Below are 14,034 nucleotides of genomic sequence, written 5' to 3'. Positions count from 1 at the left end.
TCGGACATGCAACGTCAAATCGCCTGGACAACAGCTGCTTACGCGTGCATCGGTGCAGGTCAGCGCTGCGCTTATGGCTCCGCATTCCAGGCCTGGGGAGCACTTTCGCCAATTCGACCTGCTGTGATCACCAACACGCGCGGTGAGTGAGCGTGTCGTATTGACACCGGGCCATCCCGGACGGTCCGCAATACTGCCCATTTGTCGAGCGGTCCCCACCATTTGGACAGTTACCCTCCGTTCCCCTCCCCCATAGCGTCGGAGAATGACCACCGCGCTCCTGTCCCACACTCGCTATGTCACCGATTGCGTTGTGGTGCAACAAGGCTCACCGGGCTCGGGTGCGCGACGGGTGGGGGCCCTGCAATGGAGGCACGGCCGCACGGGTCGCCTCGAAATCGGTCATGACCTCGACCTCGCCACTGTGTCCGACGCTCGCATGGTCGCTGAGCTCGAAGGGCTGGTGCAGCGTGGTGTCCTCGAGGGCCGGCAGCAGTTCGAAGACGCGGCGACCGGCGTGATTCTCACCTGCGCCGATGACGCAGGCGACTGTTGGCGCGCTTTCTACGCCAATTCTCTGCGTGAGTTGTCGGCTGGCCGATCGCCATTTGCACCCATCCACAGGCGAGCGCTCTCCCTCATCAGCGGATCGAGCCTCTTGGAGGTCGGTTGCTGTTTCGGATTCCTCGCGTTGCAAGCCGCGGCGGGCCACTGCGCCGACGTGTACGCGTGCGACATCTCAGCCGGGGCGGTGCGACTGCTCGACGAGGCCGCGCGGCAGCGCACATCGGATGTGCAGGTCGCGTGCGGTGACGCCCTCGCGCTCCCCTACCCGGATGACTTCGTCGACACGGTCACCCTGATCCACCTGCTCGAGCATTTGCCCGGTGGTGCGGACATCGCCATCGCCGAGGCACTACGCGTGGCTCGCCGGCGGGTTGTGATCGCCGTTCCTTATGAGCAGGTCGCGAGCGCACACTTCGGCCATCACCACACACTCACCCCGCAGACGTTGGCCCGGTGGGCCGAGACCGCCGGACAGCCGGACGCCCTGACGTTCTCCGACCACGGTGGCTGGCTCGTCCTGGCGGCTGATCACAACGGTCGCTAGATCAGGCCACGCTTACTGGCCGCGTACACCGCCTCCGTGCGCTTGGAGACGCCCAGTTTCCGAATGATGTTGCGAATGTGGAACTTAACGGTTGACGCGGAGATGAACAGCGTCTCGCCGATGCTCTTGTTGGAGCTGCCGTCGGCGAGCAACCGCAAGACCTGGCGCTCCCGTTCGGTCAGTGTCTCGGAGTGTCCTTGCCCGGTGACCGCGCGTAGCACCACAGCTGCGCTGCGCGAGTCGAAGGCGCTTTCTCCCCTCGACACGGACTTGATCGCCCGCACCAACTCGGTGGTGTCGATGTCTTTCACCACGTAGCCCTTCGCGCCGCTGCGAACGGCACGGACCACCAGGTCGTCGTCGAGGAACGTGGTGAGAACCAGTGCCGCGACCGCTGGATGCCGCCGTGTCAACTCGCTGATCAGACGCAGGCCCTCATAGTCGGTACCGGCTGTGAGCTTGAGGTCGACAACCATCACGTCGGGCGCGAACCTGGCTGCGCCTTCGAGCGCCTCGCCGACGGTATCGGCCTCTCCCACAACCGAAATGGAGCTCTCGCGTTCCAGGAGAGAGCGCATCCCCTCGCGCAGCAGCGCATGGTCGTCCACCAGCATGGTCCGGATCGGTCGTTTGCCCCCGGCAGGTGCGCGGTCGGTCACGTCCATCATCTGTCCACCCTGTCAGTTGTCGGGATCTCCACCACGATGCGTACGCCGCCGAGCCGGGAGCGGCGAATCCTCAGATCGCCACTGAGCTCTGCGGCCCGGGATCGCATGTTCGCGAGCCCGTGATGCCGTCCGGCCAGGTCACCCACGGTCGCGGCGCGCATCACCCGGCGCATGTAGTCGGGGTCACCGGAGCCGTCGTCGTCGACGGTCAGACGGACGTCGCTCTCGGAGTAGAGGAGCACAACTCGAGCATTGGTTGCCTGGGCGTGCACCGCGGTGTTGAACAACGCCTCTCCTGCTATCCGCAAGATCGCGTGCTGGATGTCGTGGGCCAGGTCTCGCTGACGGCCGATCACCCTGACGTCGGTCCGGAGATCATCCGGCATGTGCATCGAACAGAGTTCGTCCAGGATGGCGGCCAGGTCACCGGCACGATCGGAGGGAGCGTGATTGAGCGTGTAGATGACCGATCGCACCTGCTCGACGGCATCTTTGGTCAACTTCCCCGCCACGGCGAGCCGATCCGCGATCGCCGGGTCGGCATCGATGCGGCACACCTCGATCTGGACGCCGGCCGACAACACCGACTGTGCAACCGAGTCGTGGAGCTCCCGCGCGATACGTGCGCGCTCGGTGTTGAGGACCTCTTGGCGCATGGCCGCCGAGAGTTCGCGCTGAGTGCGTTCGAGTTCGGCGTTGCGCTCGGCGAGGTGTGCGGCGTGACGACGGCTCTCCTCGTACGCCTGCTCGGCGCGCACCAGCAGGTGCCGGCTCTCCTCGAACAGGGCCGCGTTCAGAAGCGCCACTGTGGCCTGACCTGCGAGAATCCGAAGAACCACCACGTCGGTCGGATCGACGGTGTGCGTCTGCGAGATCCACGCGGACAGTCCTCCGACGACCTCTCCGTTCAACTCGACCGGTACGTGGATGTGGTGGGCTTCGATGACCGGCCGGCCCAATCTCGTCATCTGCCCACGGAGGACGTCGTTGAGCCGGTTGAGCACTTCGTCGGGTAAGCCCACCGGTTTGCCCGCCGAACCCGCGCCTTCGAAGGCGTACACATCACCGTCCGCATCCATCATGAGGTGGCGCGGCCCCGTACGTTCGAGTCGACCATCGCTCAACGCAAAAAGGACCCATTGGGCCCCGAGATGCTCGCGCGCTGCGTCGAGCACCGACAACACCAGGGTCTCGGGTCCCTCCGCCGTGCGCACGAGCGCTCGGGAGATCCGTTCCAGCGCGCCCACCACGCGCGTCAGGCGTTGCTCGACACCCCTGAACTGCGCATAGTGACTGCCTTTGACCGAACGTAGGCCGACCAGTGACTCCAGGTCGCTGGGCCCAGGACCCGACGGCCGGCCCGTCACAGCGCCTCCCGGTACAGATCGGCGACGGTGGCCGCGTCCGGCTGGCGCGGATTGGTGGTCATGCACGAGTCGGCCAGCGCGTGCGCGGAGAGCATCTCGATGTCCGTGCTGTTCACCCCGAGTGGCGACAGACTTGCCGGCATGCCGATCCGAAGGGCGAACCTCGAGACCTGATCGGCGAGCCGATCGGCCACACTCATCGGTGTTCCGTGAGTGGACAGCCCCACTGCCTCCGCCAGATCGACGAAACCGTCGGCACACACGTGGGCGTTGTAGCGGATGACGTGCGGCAGCAGCACCGAGTTGATGGCGCCGTGTGCAGCATCGCAATGCCCGCCGACTGGGTGGCTCATGGCGTGCGCCGCCCCGAGGATCGCATTGGTGAACGCCATGCCCGCTTCGAGTGAAGCGTGGGCCATGGCCACCGACGCCTCGGGATCGGCAGGGTTGTCGACCAGTCGTTCGAGATGACGCCAGGTGGTCGAAAGAGCCTGCAGCGCAAATGTATCCGTCATCCGGCTATGGGCGATGGAAACGTAGGCCTCGATGCAATGGGTCAGCACATCCATTCCGCATTGGGCAGTGACCTCGGGTGGAACCGTGGCCAGCACCCGTGGGTCCACGACGGTGACGTCGGGGACCAGGCCCCGACCGATGATCGTGATCTTGGTATGTCGTGCTGGGTCGTTGACGATGCAGAACTGGGACACATCCGAGCCACTGCCGGCGGTGGTCGGAATGGCCACCACCGGAGGCAACGGACGCGTTGCCCGGTCGATGCCTTCGTATTCGAGGATGTGGCCGCCGTTCGACGCCAAGATTGCCACGCCCTTGGCCGCGTCGATCACCGACCCGCCTCCGAGCGCGATGATCCCGTCGCCCCCGTGTCGTTTGTACTGCTCGAACGCCGCTGCGACCTCCTGGGCACGAGGATTGGGCGAGATACCGGTGAAACAATCCGAATGCAATCCGACCGACACGATCCTGCCGGACAACTCGTCGAACCACGGCGTCGCACGGATCTTTCGATCGGAGACCACCAGCGGCCGGCGCATCCCCAGTCGGGAAGCAGCAAGAGCGGCCTCGGCCAGTGCACCGTCGCCGATGATCATCTCGGGAGCATGGAACTTCACGATCCGTGGGGACGGCATGCTGCGCATCATGATCCGATTCCTGTCCGTGGGTGGCAGCCGGTGTCTCGGTCGCGCGCGCCGCACCCACTCTCGACCCTAGTGACCACGTGGCCCGCTCAACACGGTTTCTGTCAACTGGTGTCGTGTCGTCACCTCAAGGTCGCTTTCCTGGTCCCGCTCTCCGTCACGACAATGCCGTACCGATCTCGTCGGCCCGGTCGAGAAGTTCCTCTGCATCGCGCGCCACCACCACGGCGTCGCAATACTCGGCGTACTCGCCCATCCCGCAACCGGTCTGGCTCCAGTATCGGCGTGGCTCAGGAGTGACCCAGGCGAGTCGGTGCGTGCGGCGGCGCACTTCGCCGAGTAGGTCGGCCCGCGCAGCAACCCGTTACCGCGGGCATCGCCGACAAACAAAACACTCGTACGAGCGTCGAGCACACCACCGTGTGTTGTCAGCAATCCGTCCAGGACGCTGCCATAGTCGCTCGTGGCCGCAAGATCGAGGCCAGGAGCAGACAAGATCCGCGCCAGCGCATCATCCCCGGTGCCGACGAGCAGTGGAGTCGTGACATCGATCGGATTGTCGACGAAGGCCAGGACCGTGCACCGGTCGGCGATGTGATGCAGGGACTGTGCGAGCCGCAGGATGAAGCCGGTGACCGGGCGTACCGACAAGGACACGTCCACGACGATGACCAACCGAACCCGCCCCGCCGCCCGCGTGCGCCGATAGAGGTCGACAGGGTCTCCATCGGTACGCAGCGCCGCCCGGAGGGTGTGCCGGATCGCCAGCCGGCCACGGCCCTGAGTCCGTGCGCGAGTACGCGGGGCACCTCGCATGCGTCGGACGATCCGGTGGCACGCCTGATCGATGTCTGCTCGGCTGATCGTCGGCGTCGTTGCGTCCCCGGGACGGGGTTCGTCGTCGGCGGCCGGCGCGTCCCGGGTGTGCGCCTCGACGAAAGACTCGATCGCGGCCATCAGGTGTTCGAGCTGAGCCGGATCGAGGTCGTCGGCGCCGGCGGTCCCGTAGACGCGCCGTGCGTCGTAGTCATCGAGCCGGTCCAACACGGCTTGCGCGTCCACGAGCGAGAGGATGCCCGATCGCACTCGCATCGGCGCCGACGAGAGGTCACCGGCTGTGGCCGAGCCGGCGTTGTCCACCTCGATCGTGTACGTGATACCACCCTGTGTCGAACCCGAATCCGGGTTAACCGCAAGAGCTTCCGCGCCCGCCGAGACCGTGAAATCGTTCTCCTCGCGGTGCGCCGACTCACCATGGCGTTCACTTCGTTCGGGATCCGAGCCGAAAAGATCGCCGACCTCTTCGGTGTGTTCGTCGGCCCCGACCATCCGGGCGGCGCCCTGCAGTTCGTCATCCCATTCGAACTCATCTGGCAATCCGCCGGGGGTCCCCCGCACGGTCGGCAGGGCTCCAGGGTCATCGACCGATGCGGGCCCGGTCACGAACAGTGCGTCGAACACCGCGTCGAAGGCCGGTCGCTCGTAGTCGTACTTGACGGTGACCGCCTGCAGCGCAGGGCGCAACACCGACAGCTCTGATCCGTAGAGGGCCAGGACACGGCGGGCCTCGATCGTCTCGGCCGGCGACACCCGCACCCCTCGGTGCCGCAACATCCGTCCGAGCACGCCCGCAAGCACGTCGAGTACGGGATCGCGACCCGTGATCATCGTCGGCCCGACGCCCGTGCCCGGCCGGCTCCGAAGGCCGCTGCCGTGACCGACCCCCGCGTTCCGCCGCCCGCGGCGGCGGGAGCCCCACCAGTACTGGCGCCGTCTCGGGCATCGTCACCCGACAACTGCGCCTGGACGGTCTCGACGTCTGCGCCGAACTTGACGAGCAAGGACAGCAGCGCCCGGGTGTTCTCACCCGACACCCCGCCGAGCACCGAAGCCGCCCGCGCCGCATCCACCACCTCAGCGATCGATGGACTCTTGCGTAACGGCATCGCCCGGAGCCGCCCGGCGAGCGCCACGCGTCCGCGACCGCAGACTCCTCGACCTCGGGCGCACGCGACGCCACGATCTCACGCTCCCGTGCGGCATCCGGGTAGTCGACCGAGAAGTGAACGCACCGACGCTTGAGTGCCGCCGACAGCTCGCGGGTATCGTTCGAGGTCAGAACGATCCACGGCTGCGAGCGGGCGGTGAAGCTCCCCAATTCCGGCACGGTCACCTGCTGTTCGGCCAGGACCTCCAGCATCACCGCCTCCATGGCCTCGTCCGTGCGGTCGACCTCGTCGATCAGCAACACAACGGGCTCAGGCGACAGGATCGCCTCCAGCAAGGGCCGGGCCACCAAGAAATCCTCGGTGAACACCCCGACATCTTCGCGGGCAAGCGCTGCCGACGCCGCGGCCAGGTCGGCATACCCTGCCAACTCGGTCGTGATGCGGTCCCGGAGCATCTGTACATGAAGGAGTTGACGTGCGTAGTCCCATTCGTACAGCGCCCGGGAATCGTCGAGACCCTCGTAACACTGCAGGCGGACCAGTCGGCGTCCCGACGCTGCGGCCAGCGATTTGGCGAGTTCGGTCTTGCCGACGCCGGCCGGACCTTCCAGCAACAGCGGTCTGCCGAGCACGGTAGCGAGATGAACCACCACCGAGAGGTCGTGGTCGATGACATAACCGTTGCCGCGCAACGCCTCTGCCAGAGCTTCCGGGCTGCCGAATGATGCTGCGTCCGAGTCGATCCGGGATTCGTACGCCAACTCCGTCATGGTGTCCTCTCTTGCCCGAATCCGGTGTCAGTACGAACCGCTGAAAGCGTGCGACACCATCGGGATCAGGGATTCGACAGTCGACTCGCGCGGGTTGCCCGGCGTGCACCAGTCCCCCATCATATGTTCGGCGATCGCCTGGACCTGCTTGTCCGAGGTGTCCATCTTGTCGCCACGACCTTCGTACTTGCCCGTGTTCATCCGGTTCTTGTCGTAGCTGTCGATCCGCAGCTGACCGAAGTTGTCAGGGATGCCCAGATCCTTCGACAATCGGATGGCCTCTTCGACCGCGGCATCCGCTGCCTGAACCGTGGTCATCTTGGACGTGTCGACGCCCATCAACTTGGCGATCTCGGCATAGCGCTCGAAACGGGAGGGCAGGTTGTATTCCCACACCCGGGGCAATGCGATGGCGTTGTTCAAGCCGTGATGACTGTCGTAGAAGGCGCTGACCGCGTGCGACAGCGAATGCACCAGGCCCAGTCCGCCGGAGTTGAAGGCCTGTGCCGCAATGTACTGCGCATGCATCATGCCGGTCCGCGCTTCCAGATTCTTCGGATCGTAGACCGCGGTCCGTAGATGGTCGCGAATGAGCTCGATCGAGTACTTGGCGTTGCCCAGCGACGGGGCGAAGTCGAGCCGCGACACGTAGGGCTCGCTGGCGTGGGCCAAGACATCGAACCCGCAGAATGCGGTGAAGTGCTGCGGGCATGTGTAGTACAACAGCGGATCATCCATCGCGAGGTCGACGAGGCAGGTGTCGTCGAAGGCCACCCATTTGTGTGGATTCGCCATGTCGGAGGTGTCGGTGATGACGTAAGCCCACGAGGTCTCCGAGCCGGTACCCGCCGTGGTGGACACCGCGATGTGTTTGGGGTTCTCCTTGTTGGTCGCCTTGGAGAATCCCTCGAACTCGTTGATGTTGCGCCCGTCATGGGCGATGACCATCCGGGCACCCTTTGCGGCGTCGTGGCTCGAACCGCCACCCACGGAGATGATCCCGTCGCATTTCTCCGACTGATAGAGGGCGGCCGCATCCATGCAGTTGTAGTCCTTGGGATTGGACTCCACCTGATCGAACAGCACCACGTCCACGCCCTGGTACTCGATCTTGCCGGTGAGTTCTTCGATGATGCCCGAGCCGCGGAGCCCGGTTGTCATCAGCAGGACCCGCGACATACCCAGTTCCTTGGCCTCGACACCGATCATGTCGTGAGCGCCGACCCCCAGTTTCGCCTTGGGGAACGGGTGAAACTCCTTGATCGGGAATTCCCAGATCTGGTTGAGCTCGATGGCCATGGCGTATATCTCCTTGTGCTGGGCGGAAACTGTTGCCTCACAAGGATGTTGCCCAGCTCACACCGGAAACAAGGTCACCTGACCCGCGCAGTGGGCCTTCATGTCCATCACGTCAGCACGGCCACCTGGCCATCAGGACAGGTCCACCGCTTCGGTCACTACTGCGGAAGCGGCTCGACCCGTTCGATCTGCGCGCCGAGGCTCCGCATGATCTCGACGAAGTCCGGATAGCCGCGGTCGATGTGGGAGACATCGTGAACCTCCGTGACGCCATCGGCCACCAGGCCGGCCAGGACCAGGCCGGCTCCGGCACGGATGTCCGAACTCCAGACCGGCGCGCTCGACAGTCGTTCGATACCGCGGATCACCGCGTGATGGCCATCGGTCCGGGCGTCTGCCCCCAGCCGGACCATTTCCTCGACGAAACGAAAGCGAGCCTCGAAGACGTTCTCGGTGATCACCGACATCCCGTCGCTGATCGACGCGAGGGCGATGGCCATCGGCTGCAGGTCGGTCGGAAATCCGGGGAACGGCAGAGTCGAGTAGTTCACGGCAACGGGCCGGCCGGACTGGGCGACCCTGAAGCCATTCTCGTATTGGGTGACCGTCGCGCCTGCCCCGGACAGCTTTGTGAGAACGAGCTGGAGATGTTGAGGGTCGACACCCCTGACCGCGATGTCGCCGCGGGTCATCACGGCCGCGATCGCCCACGTGGCGGCCACGATGCGGTCTCCGATGACCCGGTGGGTGACCGGTTGGAGACGGTCCACCCCCTCTACGGTCAGGGTTGACGTGCCCGCCCCGGAGATCTTGGCACCCATCTGCTGCAGCATGACGCACAGATCGACGATCTCGGGTTCACGCGCGGCGTTGTCGATCGTCGTCACGCCCTCGGCCAGCACCGCTGCCATGAGGATGTTCTCCGTGGCTCCGACAGAGGGGAACTCGAGTGCGATCGGCGCGCCGATCAACGTGTCGGCCTCGGCGACCACACAACCGTGCTCGATGACACTGCGCGCACCGAGAAGGCGTAGCCCGTTCTGGTGCATGTCGAGCGGCCGGGAACCGATCGCGTCGCCGCCCGGCAACGCGACCACAGCTCGACGGCATCTTGCGATCAGGGGCCCGAGAACACACACCGAGGCCCGGAACTGCTTCACCGCGTCGAAGTCCGCGTGGAACTTGGGCTCGGCCGGGGTGTCGATGACCACGGTGTCGCCCGAATGGCTCACCGACGCTCCGAGTCCGCGCAGGACCTCGGCCATCAGAGGGACATCGAGGATCTGCGGGCAGTTGGTGATGGTTGTGGTGCCTTCCGCCAACAGGGCAGCTGCCATCAGCTTCAGCACGCTGTTCTTGGCGCCCACGACCTCGACCTCACCGGTCAGCCGCGCGCCCCCCGTCACCAGAAAACGATCATCCACGACACGTAGCCTAAGCGACCGGTCGCAGCGCGACCCCGACGGCCCGCCACTTGTCCAAGCCCTCCCCGAAATAGACACCCGGAAGTATCTCCGTCGAGACCGAAATCGCGAATTTCGTTGCGCGGTCGCAGTTTTCCCCACTCGGAACACCGAACGATCGCTCCCTCTGCACCAGCAGATACATCAGGACAAAGGTCACCGTGTCCGTTGCCCATACCGTCATCGACCGCGCCGACGGGTAGATTTCATCCATGGCTGTACACCTGACCCGCATCTACACCCGAACCGGAGACAACGGCGAAACCGGGTTGAGCGACTTCTCCCGAGTGTCGAAGAACGACCCGAGGGTGATCGCCTACGCAGACTGTGACGAGGCAAATGCCGCGATCGGGGCGGCTCTGGCTCTCGGCAACCCGACCCCGGAGATCGCCGAGATCCTCACGCGCGTGCAGAACGATCTGTTCGATGCCGGCGCCGACCTCTCGACACCGGTCGTCCCGGATCCGAAGTACCCCCCGCTGCGGCTGCTACAGAGCTACATCGACGATCTCGAGGTGTGGTGCGACCACTACACCGACAAGCTGGAACCCCTCAATTCGTTCATTTTGCCGGGGGGCAGTCCGCTGAGCGCGCTGTTGCATGTGGCCCGGACCGTCACACGACGGGCGGAGAGGTCTGCGTGGGCTGCCATCGACGCTCATCCCGACGACACGAGCGCGTTGCCGGCCAAGTACCTGAACAGGTTGTCCGACTTGCTCTTCATCTTGTCGAGAGTCGCCAACCCGGGCGGAGACGTGCTCTGGCAGCCGGGCGAGCAGCGAACCCGCGCCAAATCTGGAACGGGAAACGACCAGTAGGTCGCAGATCAGCGGCGGCGCTCGCGACCCGTGCGTTCGGCACGCTGAGACGGGCGGGATTCGAGCCAGGATTGAAAGGCTGTGACGGCGCCGCCGTCGAGCGCAAGCTCGAACGCACCGTCCCGGTCGGCCAGTTCGAGGATCACCATGTCGTCGTCCATCACATCGGCCTCGGACGGCGTGGGCCCGCGGCGCCCTTTGGACACGACAACCTGACGGAGAACCAGGCGGTTGGGGCCGGGACGCATGCTGCGGAGCCGGAAGTACTCCATCGCGTTGTCGTCATAACGCACCACGCCATGCCGCCACGCTCGACCGTCATCAGCGGGTAGTTCGCGCAACAGTGCAGAAGTACCCGCGCCGCGCAGCTGATTGATGCGATAAAAAACGTAGAACATCGCCAAGGTGACCAGTACCAACACCGCAAGGGCAATCAGATTCCAGTGCACAACCGACACCTCCTTCTGCCCCCGCTAGAAAACACCACCGGTCCCCGCAAACTCCTCGAAGTTCGCGGGGACCGGGGAAACGGCTAGCCGTCCAGATGGTCCCCTGGTCACCAGGATGCCATCCGATCGACGATCTACTTCACGTGGCCCAGCTCTTCGACCGCACGCAGCCGAGACTGCGCACGGATGTAACGCTCGCTGCCCTCTTCTTCCGACTCCAGAACGGAACGTTCTGCGTCGGCGTCGACCTCGTCTGCCCACTCGGCAGACTCGGCGAGGACGGTGACGGTCTCACCGGTGACCGACAGAAAACCACCCTGCACGGCCGCGACTTTGCGTTGACCGCCCTCTTCCTCGATCAACACGAAACCGCCTTCGACCAATTGTCCCAGCAACGGCTCGTGATTGGCGAGGACACCCAGCTCACCTTCGGTGGTCTGAGCGATCACGAAGGTCGCCTCACCCGAGTACAGCCGCGTGTCCGCCGAGACGACCTCGATGTGAAATGCGGTGTCAGCCATGGATTTCGGTCACTTCCCGGAGATTCGTGCGGCAGCAGCCTCGACGTCATCGAGACCACCACAGCTGTTGAACGCCTGCTCGGGCAGGTGATCGAACTCACCCTTGGCAACCCGGTCGAATGCCTCGATCGTGTCGGCAAGTGAGACAACCGAACCCTTCTGACCGGTGAACTTCTCGGCGACCAGGAAGTTCTGTCCGAGGAACTTCTGGATACGACGCGCGCGCTGGACGGTGACCTTGTCCTCTTCGGACAGCTCGTCCATACCGAGGATGGCGATAATGTCCTGCAGTTCCTTGTACTTCTGGAGGATCCGTTTGACCTCGTTGGCGACGCGGAAGTGCTCGTCTCCGACGATCGAGGCCTCCAGGATCCGCGAGGTCGACGTCAGCGGATCCACCGCCGGGTAGATACCCAGCTGCGAGATCGGACGGGACAACTCGGTGGTGGCGTCGAGGTGCGCGAAGGTGGTGGCCGGCGCCGGGTCGGTGTAGTCGTCGGCGGGCACGTAGATCGCCTGCAGCGAGGTGATCGAGTTACCACGCGTCGATGTGATGCGCTCCTGGAGCTCACCCATCTCGTCGGCCAGGGTCGGCTGGTAACCAACGGCAGACGGCATGCGGCCGAGCAGCGTGGAGACCTCGGAACCGGCCTGCGTGAACCGGAAGATGTTGTCGATGAAGAGCAACACGTCCTGGTTCTTGACGTCGCGGAAGTACTCCGCCATCGTCAGCGCGGACAGGGCCACGCGCATACGCGTGCCCGGCGGCTCGTCCATCTGGCCGAACACCAAGGCGGTGTCCTGGAGAACGCCCATCTCCTCCATCTCGAGGTGGAGGTCGGTGCCCTCACGGGTGCGCTCACCGACGCCGGCGAACACCGAGGTGCCGGAGAACTCGCGAGCGATACGGGTGATCATCTCCTGGATGAGGACGGTCTTGCCGACACCGGCACCACCGAACAGACCGATCTTTCCGCCCTTGACGTACGGGGTGAGAAGGTCGATGACCTTGATGCCCGTTTCCAGGATCTCGGTCTTGCCCTCGAGCTGATCGAAGGCTGGTGGCTTACGGTGAATGCCCCACTGCTCGCCGTCGCGACCGAGCCCCGGTGTGTCGAGGCAGTCGCCGAGAGCGTTGAAGACGTGTCCCTTGACCACGTCACCAACAGGCACCGAGATCGGCTTGGTGGTGTCGGAGACCTCGGTACCCCGGGTCAAGCCGTCGGTCGGCTGCATCGAGATGGTGCGGACAAGATTGTCACCGAGGTGCTGAGCGACCTCGAGCGTCAACTTCTTGGCCACCGAGGGCAGCGTGATCTCGGCATGTAGAGCATTGAAAAGCTCGGGCACTGCGCCACGCGGGAACTCCACGTCGACGACAGGTCCGATGACTCGTACGACCCGGCCGGTCACCGAGTCTGCGGTCGAACCCGAGACGGATTCGGTTACAGCTGTGGTCATGTTGTCTCTTCCTCTTTGTCGGTGCGCGGGTGGTGATCCGCGACCGCCTTTGGCTTGTTGCTGCTAGTTCGCGAGCGCGTTTGCGCCGCCGACGATCTCGCTGATCTCCTGGGTGATCTGTGCCTGCCGCAGCTGGTTTGCCTCGCGCGACAGGTTGGTCACCAACTCTTCGGCGTTGTCGGTGGCGGCCTTCATCGCGGTACGACGGGCGGCCGACTCCGATGCCGACGAATCGAGCAGGGCCGCGTACACGCGCGTTGCCACATACTTCGGCAGCAGTGCCGAGAGCAACGTGTCCGCACCGGGCTCGAACGTGTAGTTGCGCGCCGGCGTGGACGACTCGTCGTCGTCGCTCTCCGACACCACAAGCGGTGCGATCCTGCGGACCTCGGGCGACTGGTTGAGCATGCTCACGAACTTGGTGTACACCAGGTGCAGTTCGTCGACGCCTTCGATCTTGCCGCCGTCGAGCCCGTCTATCTCCGTGCCCGAGCCGGCAGCGAACAGGTCCACCAAATGGTCGGTGGCTTCCGCCGCGTTGTGATACTCAGGCTGCTGCGAGAACCCCGTCCACGAGCCGGCGACGTTGACCCCGCGGAAGGAGAAGTAGCCGAGGCCCTTCTGTCCGGTGATGAACAAAACCGTCTCTTTGCCCTCGTCCTCGAGCAACTCCAGCAGTTGCCGGGTTTCACGCAAGACGTTGGAGTTGTACGCACCGCACATACCGCGGTCACTGGTCACCACCAACACCGCTGCGCGTTTCGGGTTCTCCCGGGCGACGAGCAACGGATGGTCGAGCGTGCCGGCTCCGGAAGCGAGCTCCGAGAGCACCGCGGTCATCTCCTGCGAGTACGGCTTGGCGGCCGCCACCCGCGACTGCGCCTTGACGATGCGCGAGGTCGCGATGAGTTCCTGGGCTTTGGTGATCTTCTTCGTCGACTGGACTGACCGGATGCGTGAGCGCAGATCACGAATACTTGCCATGGGCGTGTCTCACA

Annotated in this window: 13 protein-coding genes and 1 pseudogene; 2 read left to right on the top strand and 12 right to left on the bottom strand. The window is 64.7% G+C overall.

Annotated elements, in window-relative coordinates; translation table 11 throughout:
* Positions 1–265 precede the first annotated feature (265 nt).
* On the top strand, positions 266–1,111 hold the full coding sequence (mftM, locus tag W823_RS42245) for a mycofactocin oligosaccharide methyltransferase MftM (RefSeq protein ID WP_023957925.1): 846 nt from the start codon (positions 266–268) through the stop codon (positions 1,109–1,111).
* Here the strand turns inward: mftM and W823_RS42240 are convergent.
* The 8 genes and pseudogenes from W823_RS42240 to W823_RS42205 form a co-directional block, all read right to left on the bottom strand.
* Positions 1,108–1,776, bottom strand: coding sequence for a response regulator transcription factor (locus W823_RS42240; protein ID WP_023957923.1), 669 nt, complete (start codon positions 1,774–1,776; stop codon positions 1,108–1,110). The genes mftM and W823_RS42240 overlap by 4 nt on opposite strands.
* Positions 1,776–3,146 carry a histidine kinase gene (locus tag W823_RS42235; RefSeq protein WP_023957921.1) on the bottom strand — a complete coding sequence of 457 codons (1,371 nt, stop codon included), beginning with the start codon at positions 3,144–3,146 and terminating at the stop codon, positions 1,776–1,778. The genes W823_RS42240 and W823_RS42235 overlap by 1 nt, the downstream gene beginning before the upstream one ends.
* Positions 3,143–4,306, bottom strand: coding sequence for an iron-containing alcohol dehydrogenase (locus W823_RS42230; RefSeq protein ID WP_235189526.1), 1,164 nt, complete (start codon positions 4,304–4,306; stop codon positions 3,143–3,145). Before W823_RS42230 ends, W823_RS42235 begins: the two co-directional genes overlap by 4 nt.
* A 69-nt stretch (positions 4,307–4,375) precedes the next feature.
* On the bottom strand, positions 4,376–5,974 hold the full coding sequence (locus tag W823_RS42225; protein WP_369792609.1) for a VWA domain-containing protein: 1,599 nt from the start codon (positions 5,972–5,974) through the stop codon (positions 4,376–4,378).
* Positions 5,971–7,025, bottom strand: a pseudogene (locus tag W823_RS42220) (AAA family ATPase). The gene W823_RS42225 and the pseudogene W823_RS42220 overlap by 4 nt, the downstream one beginning before the upstream one ends.
* Positions 7,026–7,052: 27 nt before the next feature.
* On the bottom strand, positions 7,053–8,324 hold the full coding sequence (gene mdo, locus W823_RS42215; RefSeq protein WP_023957913.1) for an NDMA-dependent methanol dehydrogenase: 1,272 nt from the start codon (positions 8,322–8,324) through the stop codon (positions 7,053–7,055).
* A gap of 158 nt (positions 8,325–8,482) precedes the next feature.
* Positions 8,483–9,748, bottom strand: coding sequence for a UDP-N-acetylglucosamine 1-carboxyvinyltransferase (gene murA, locus W823_RS42210; RefSeq protein ID WP_023957911.1), 1,266 nt, complete (start codon positions 9,746–9,748; stop codon positions 8,483–8,485).
* Positions 9,749–9,758: 10 nt separating this feature from the next.
* Positions 9,759–10,001 (bottom strand): hypothetical protein, encoded by a 243-nt coding sequence (locus W823_RS42205; RefSeq protein WP_023957909.1) that lies wholly within the window; start codon positions 9,999–10,001, stop codon positions 9,759–9,761.
* Between W823_RS42205 and W823_RS42200 the strand changes: the two genes are divergently transcribed.
* Positions 10,000–10,605 (top strand): cob(I)yrinic acid a,c-diamide adenosyltransferase, encoded by a 606-nt coding sequence (locus W823_RS42200; protein ID WP_023957907.1) that lies wholly within the window; start codon positions 10,000–10,002, stop codon positions 10,603–10,605. The genes W823_RS42205 and W823_RS42200 overlap by 2 nt on opposite strands.
* An 8-nt stretch (positions 10,606–10,613) precedes the next feature.
* On the opposite strand, the gene W823_RS42195 is transcribed toward W823_RS42200, so the two are convergent.
* The 4 genes from W823_RS42195 to W823_RS42180 all read right to left on the bottom strand — a co-directional run bounded on the left by W823_RS42195 (position 10,614) and on the right by W823_RS42180 (position 14,020).
* Positions 10,614–11,054, bottom strand: coding sequence for a DUF2550 domain-containing protein (locus W823_RS42195; RefSeq protein WP_051406508.1), 441 nt, complete (start codon positions 11,052–11,054; stop codon positions 10,614–10,616).
* 134 nt (positions 11,055–11,188) lie between these two features.
* Entirely contained in the window at positions 11,189–11,575 is a 387-nt protein-coding gene (locus W823_RS42190) for a F0F1 ATP synthase subunit epsilon (protein WP_023957903.1), read from the bottom strand.
* A 9-nt stretch (positions 11,576–11,584) separates the two neighbouring features.
* Positions 11,585–13,036 (bottom strand): F0F1 ATP synthase subunit beta, encoded by a 1,452-nt coding sequence (gene atpD / locus W823_RS42185; protein WP_023957901.1) that lies wholly within the window; start codon positions 13,034–13,036, stop codon positions 11,585–11,587.
* Between the two features lie 63 nt (positions 13,037–13,099).
* Positions 13,100–14,020, bottom strand: a complete 921-nt coding sequence (locus tag W823_RS42180; RefSeq protein ID WP_023957899.1) for a F0F1 ATP synthase subunit gamma — start codon at positions 14,018–14,020, stop codon at positions 13,100–13,102.
* Between the last annotated feature and the right edge of the window lie 14 nt (positions 14,021–14,034).

The organism is Williamsia sp. D3, assembly GCF_000506245.1.
Lineage (GTDB): Bacteria > Actinomycetota > Actinomycetes > Mycobacteriales > Mycobacteriaceae > Williamsia > Williamsia muralis.
Note: the sequence above shows the minus strand (reverse complement) of the source record. Positions and strands in the feature narration are given on the sequence as shown.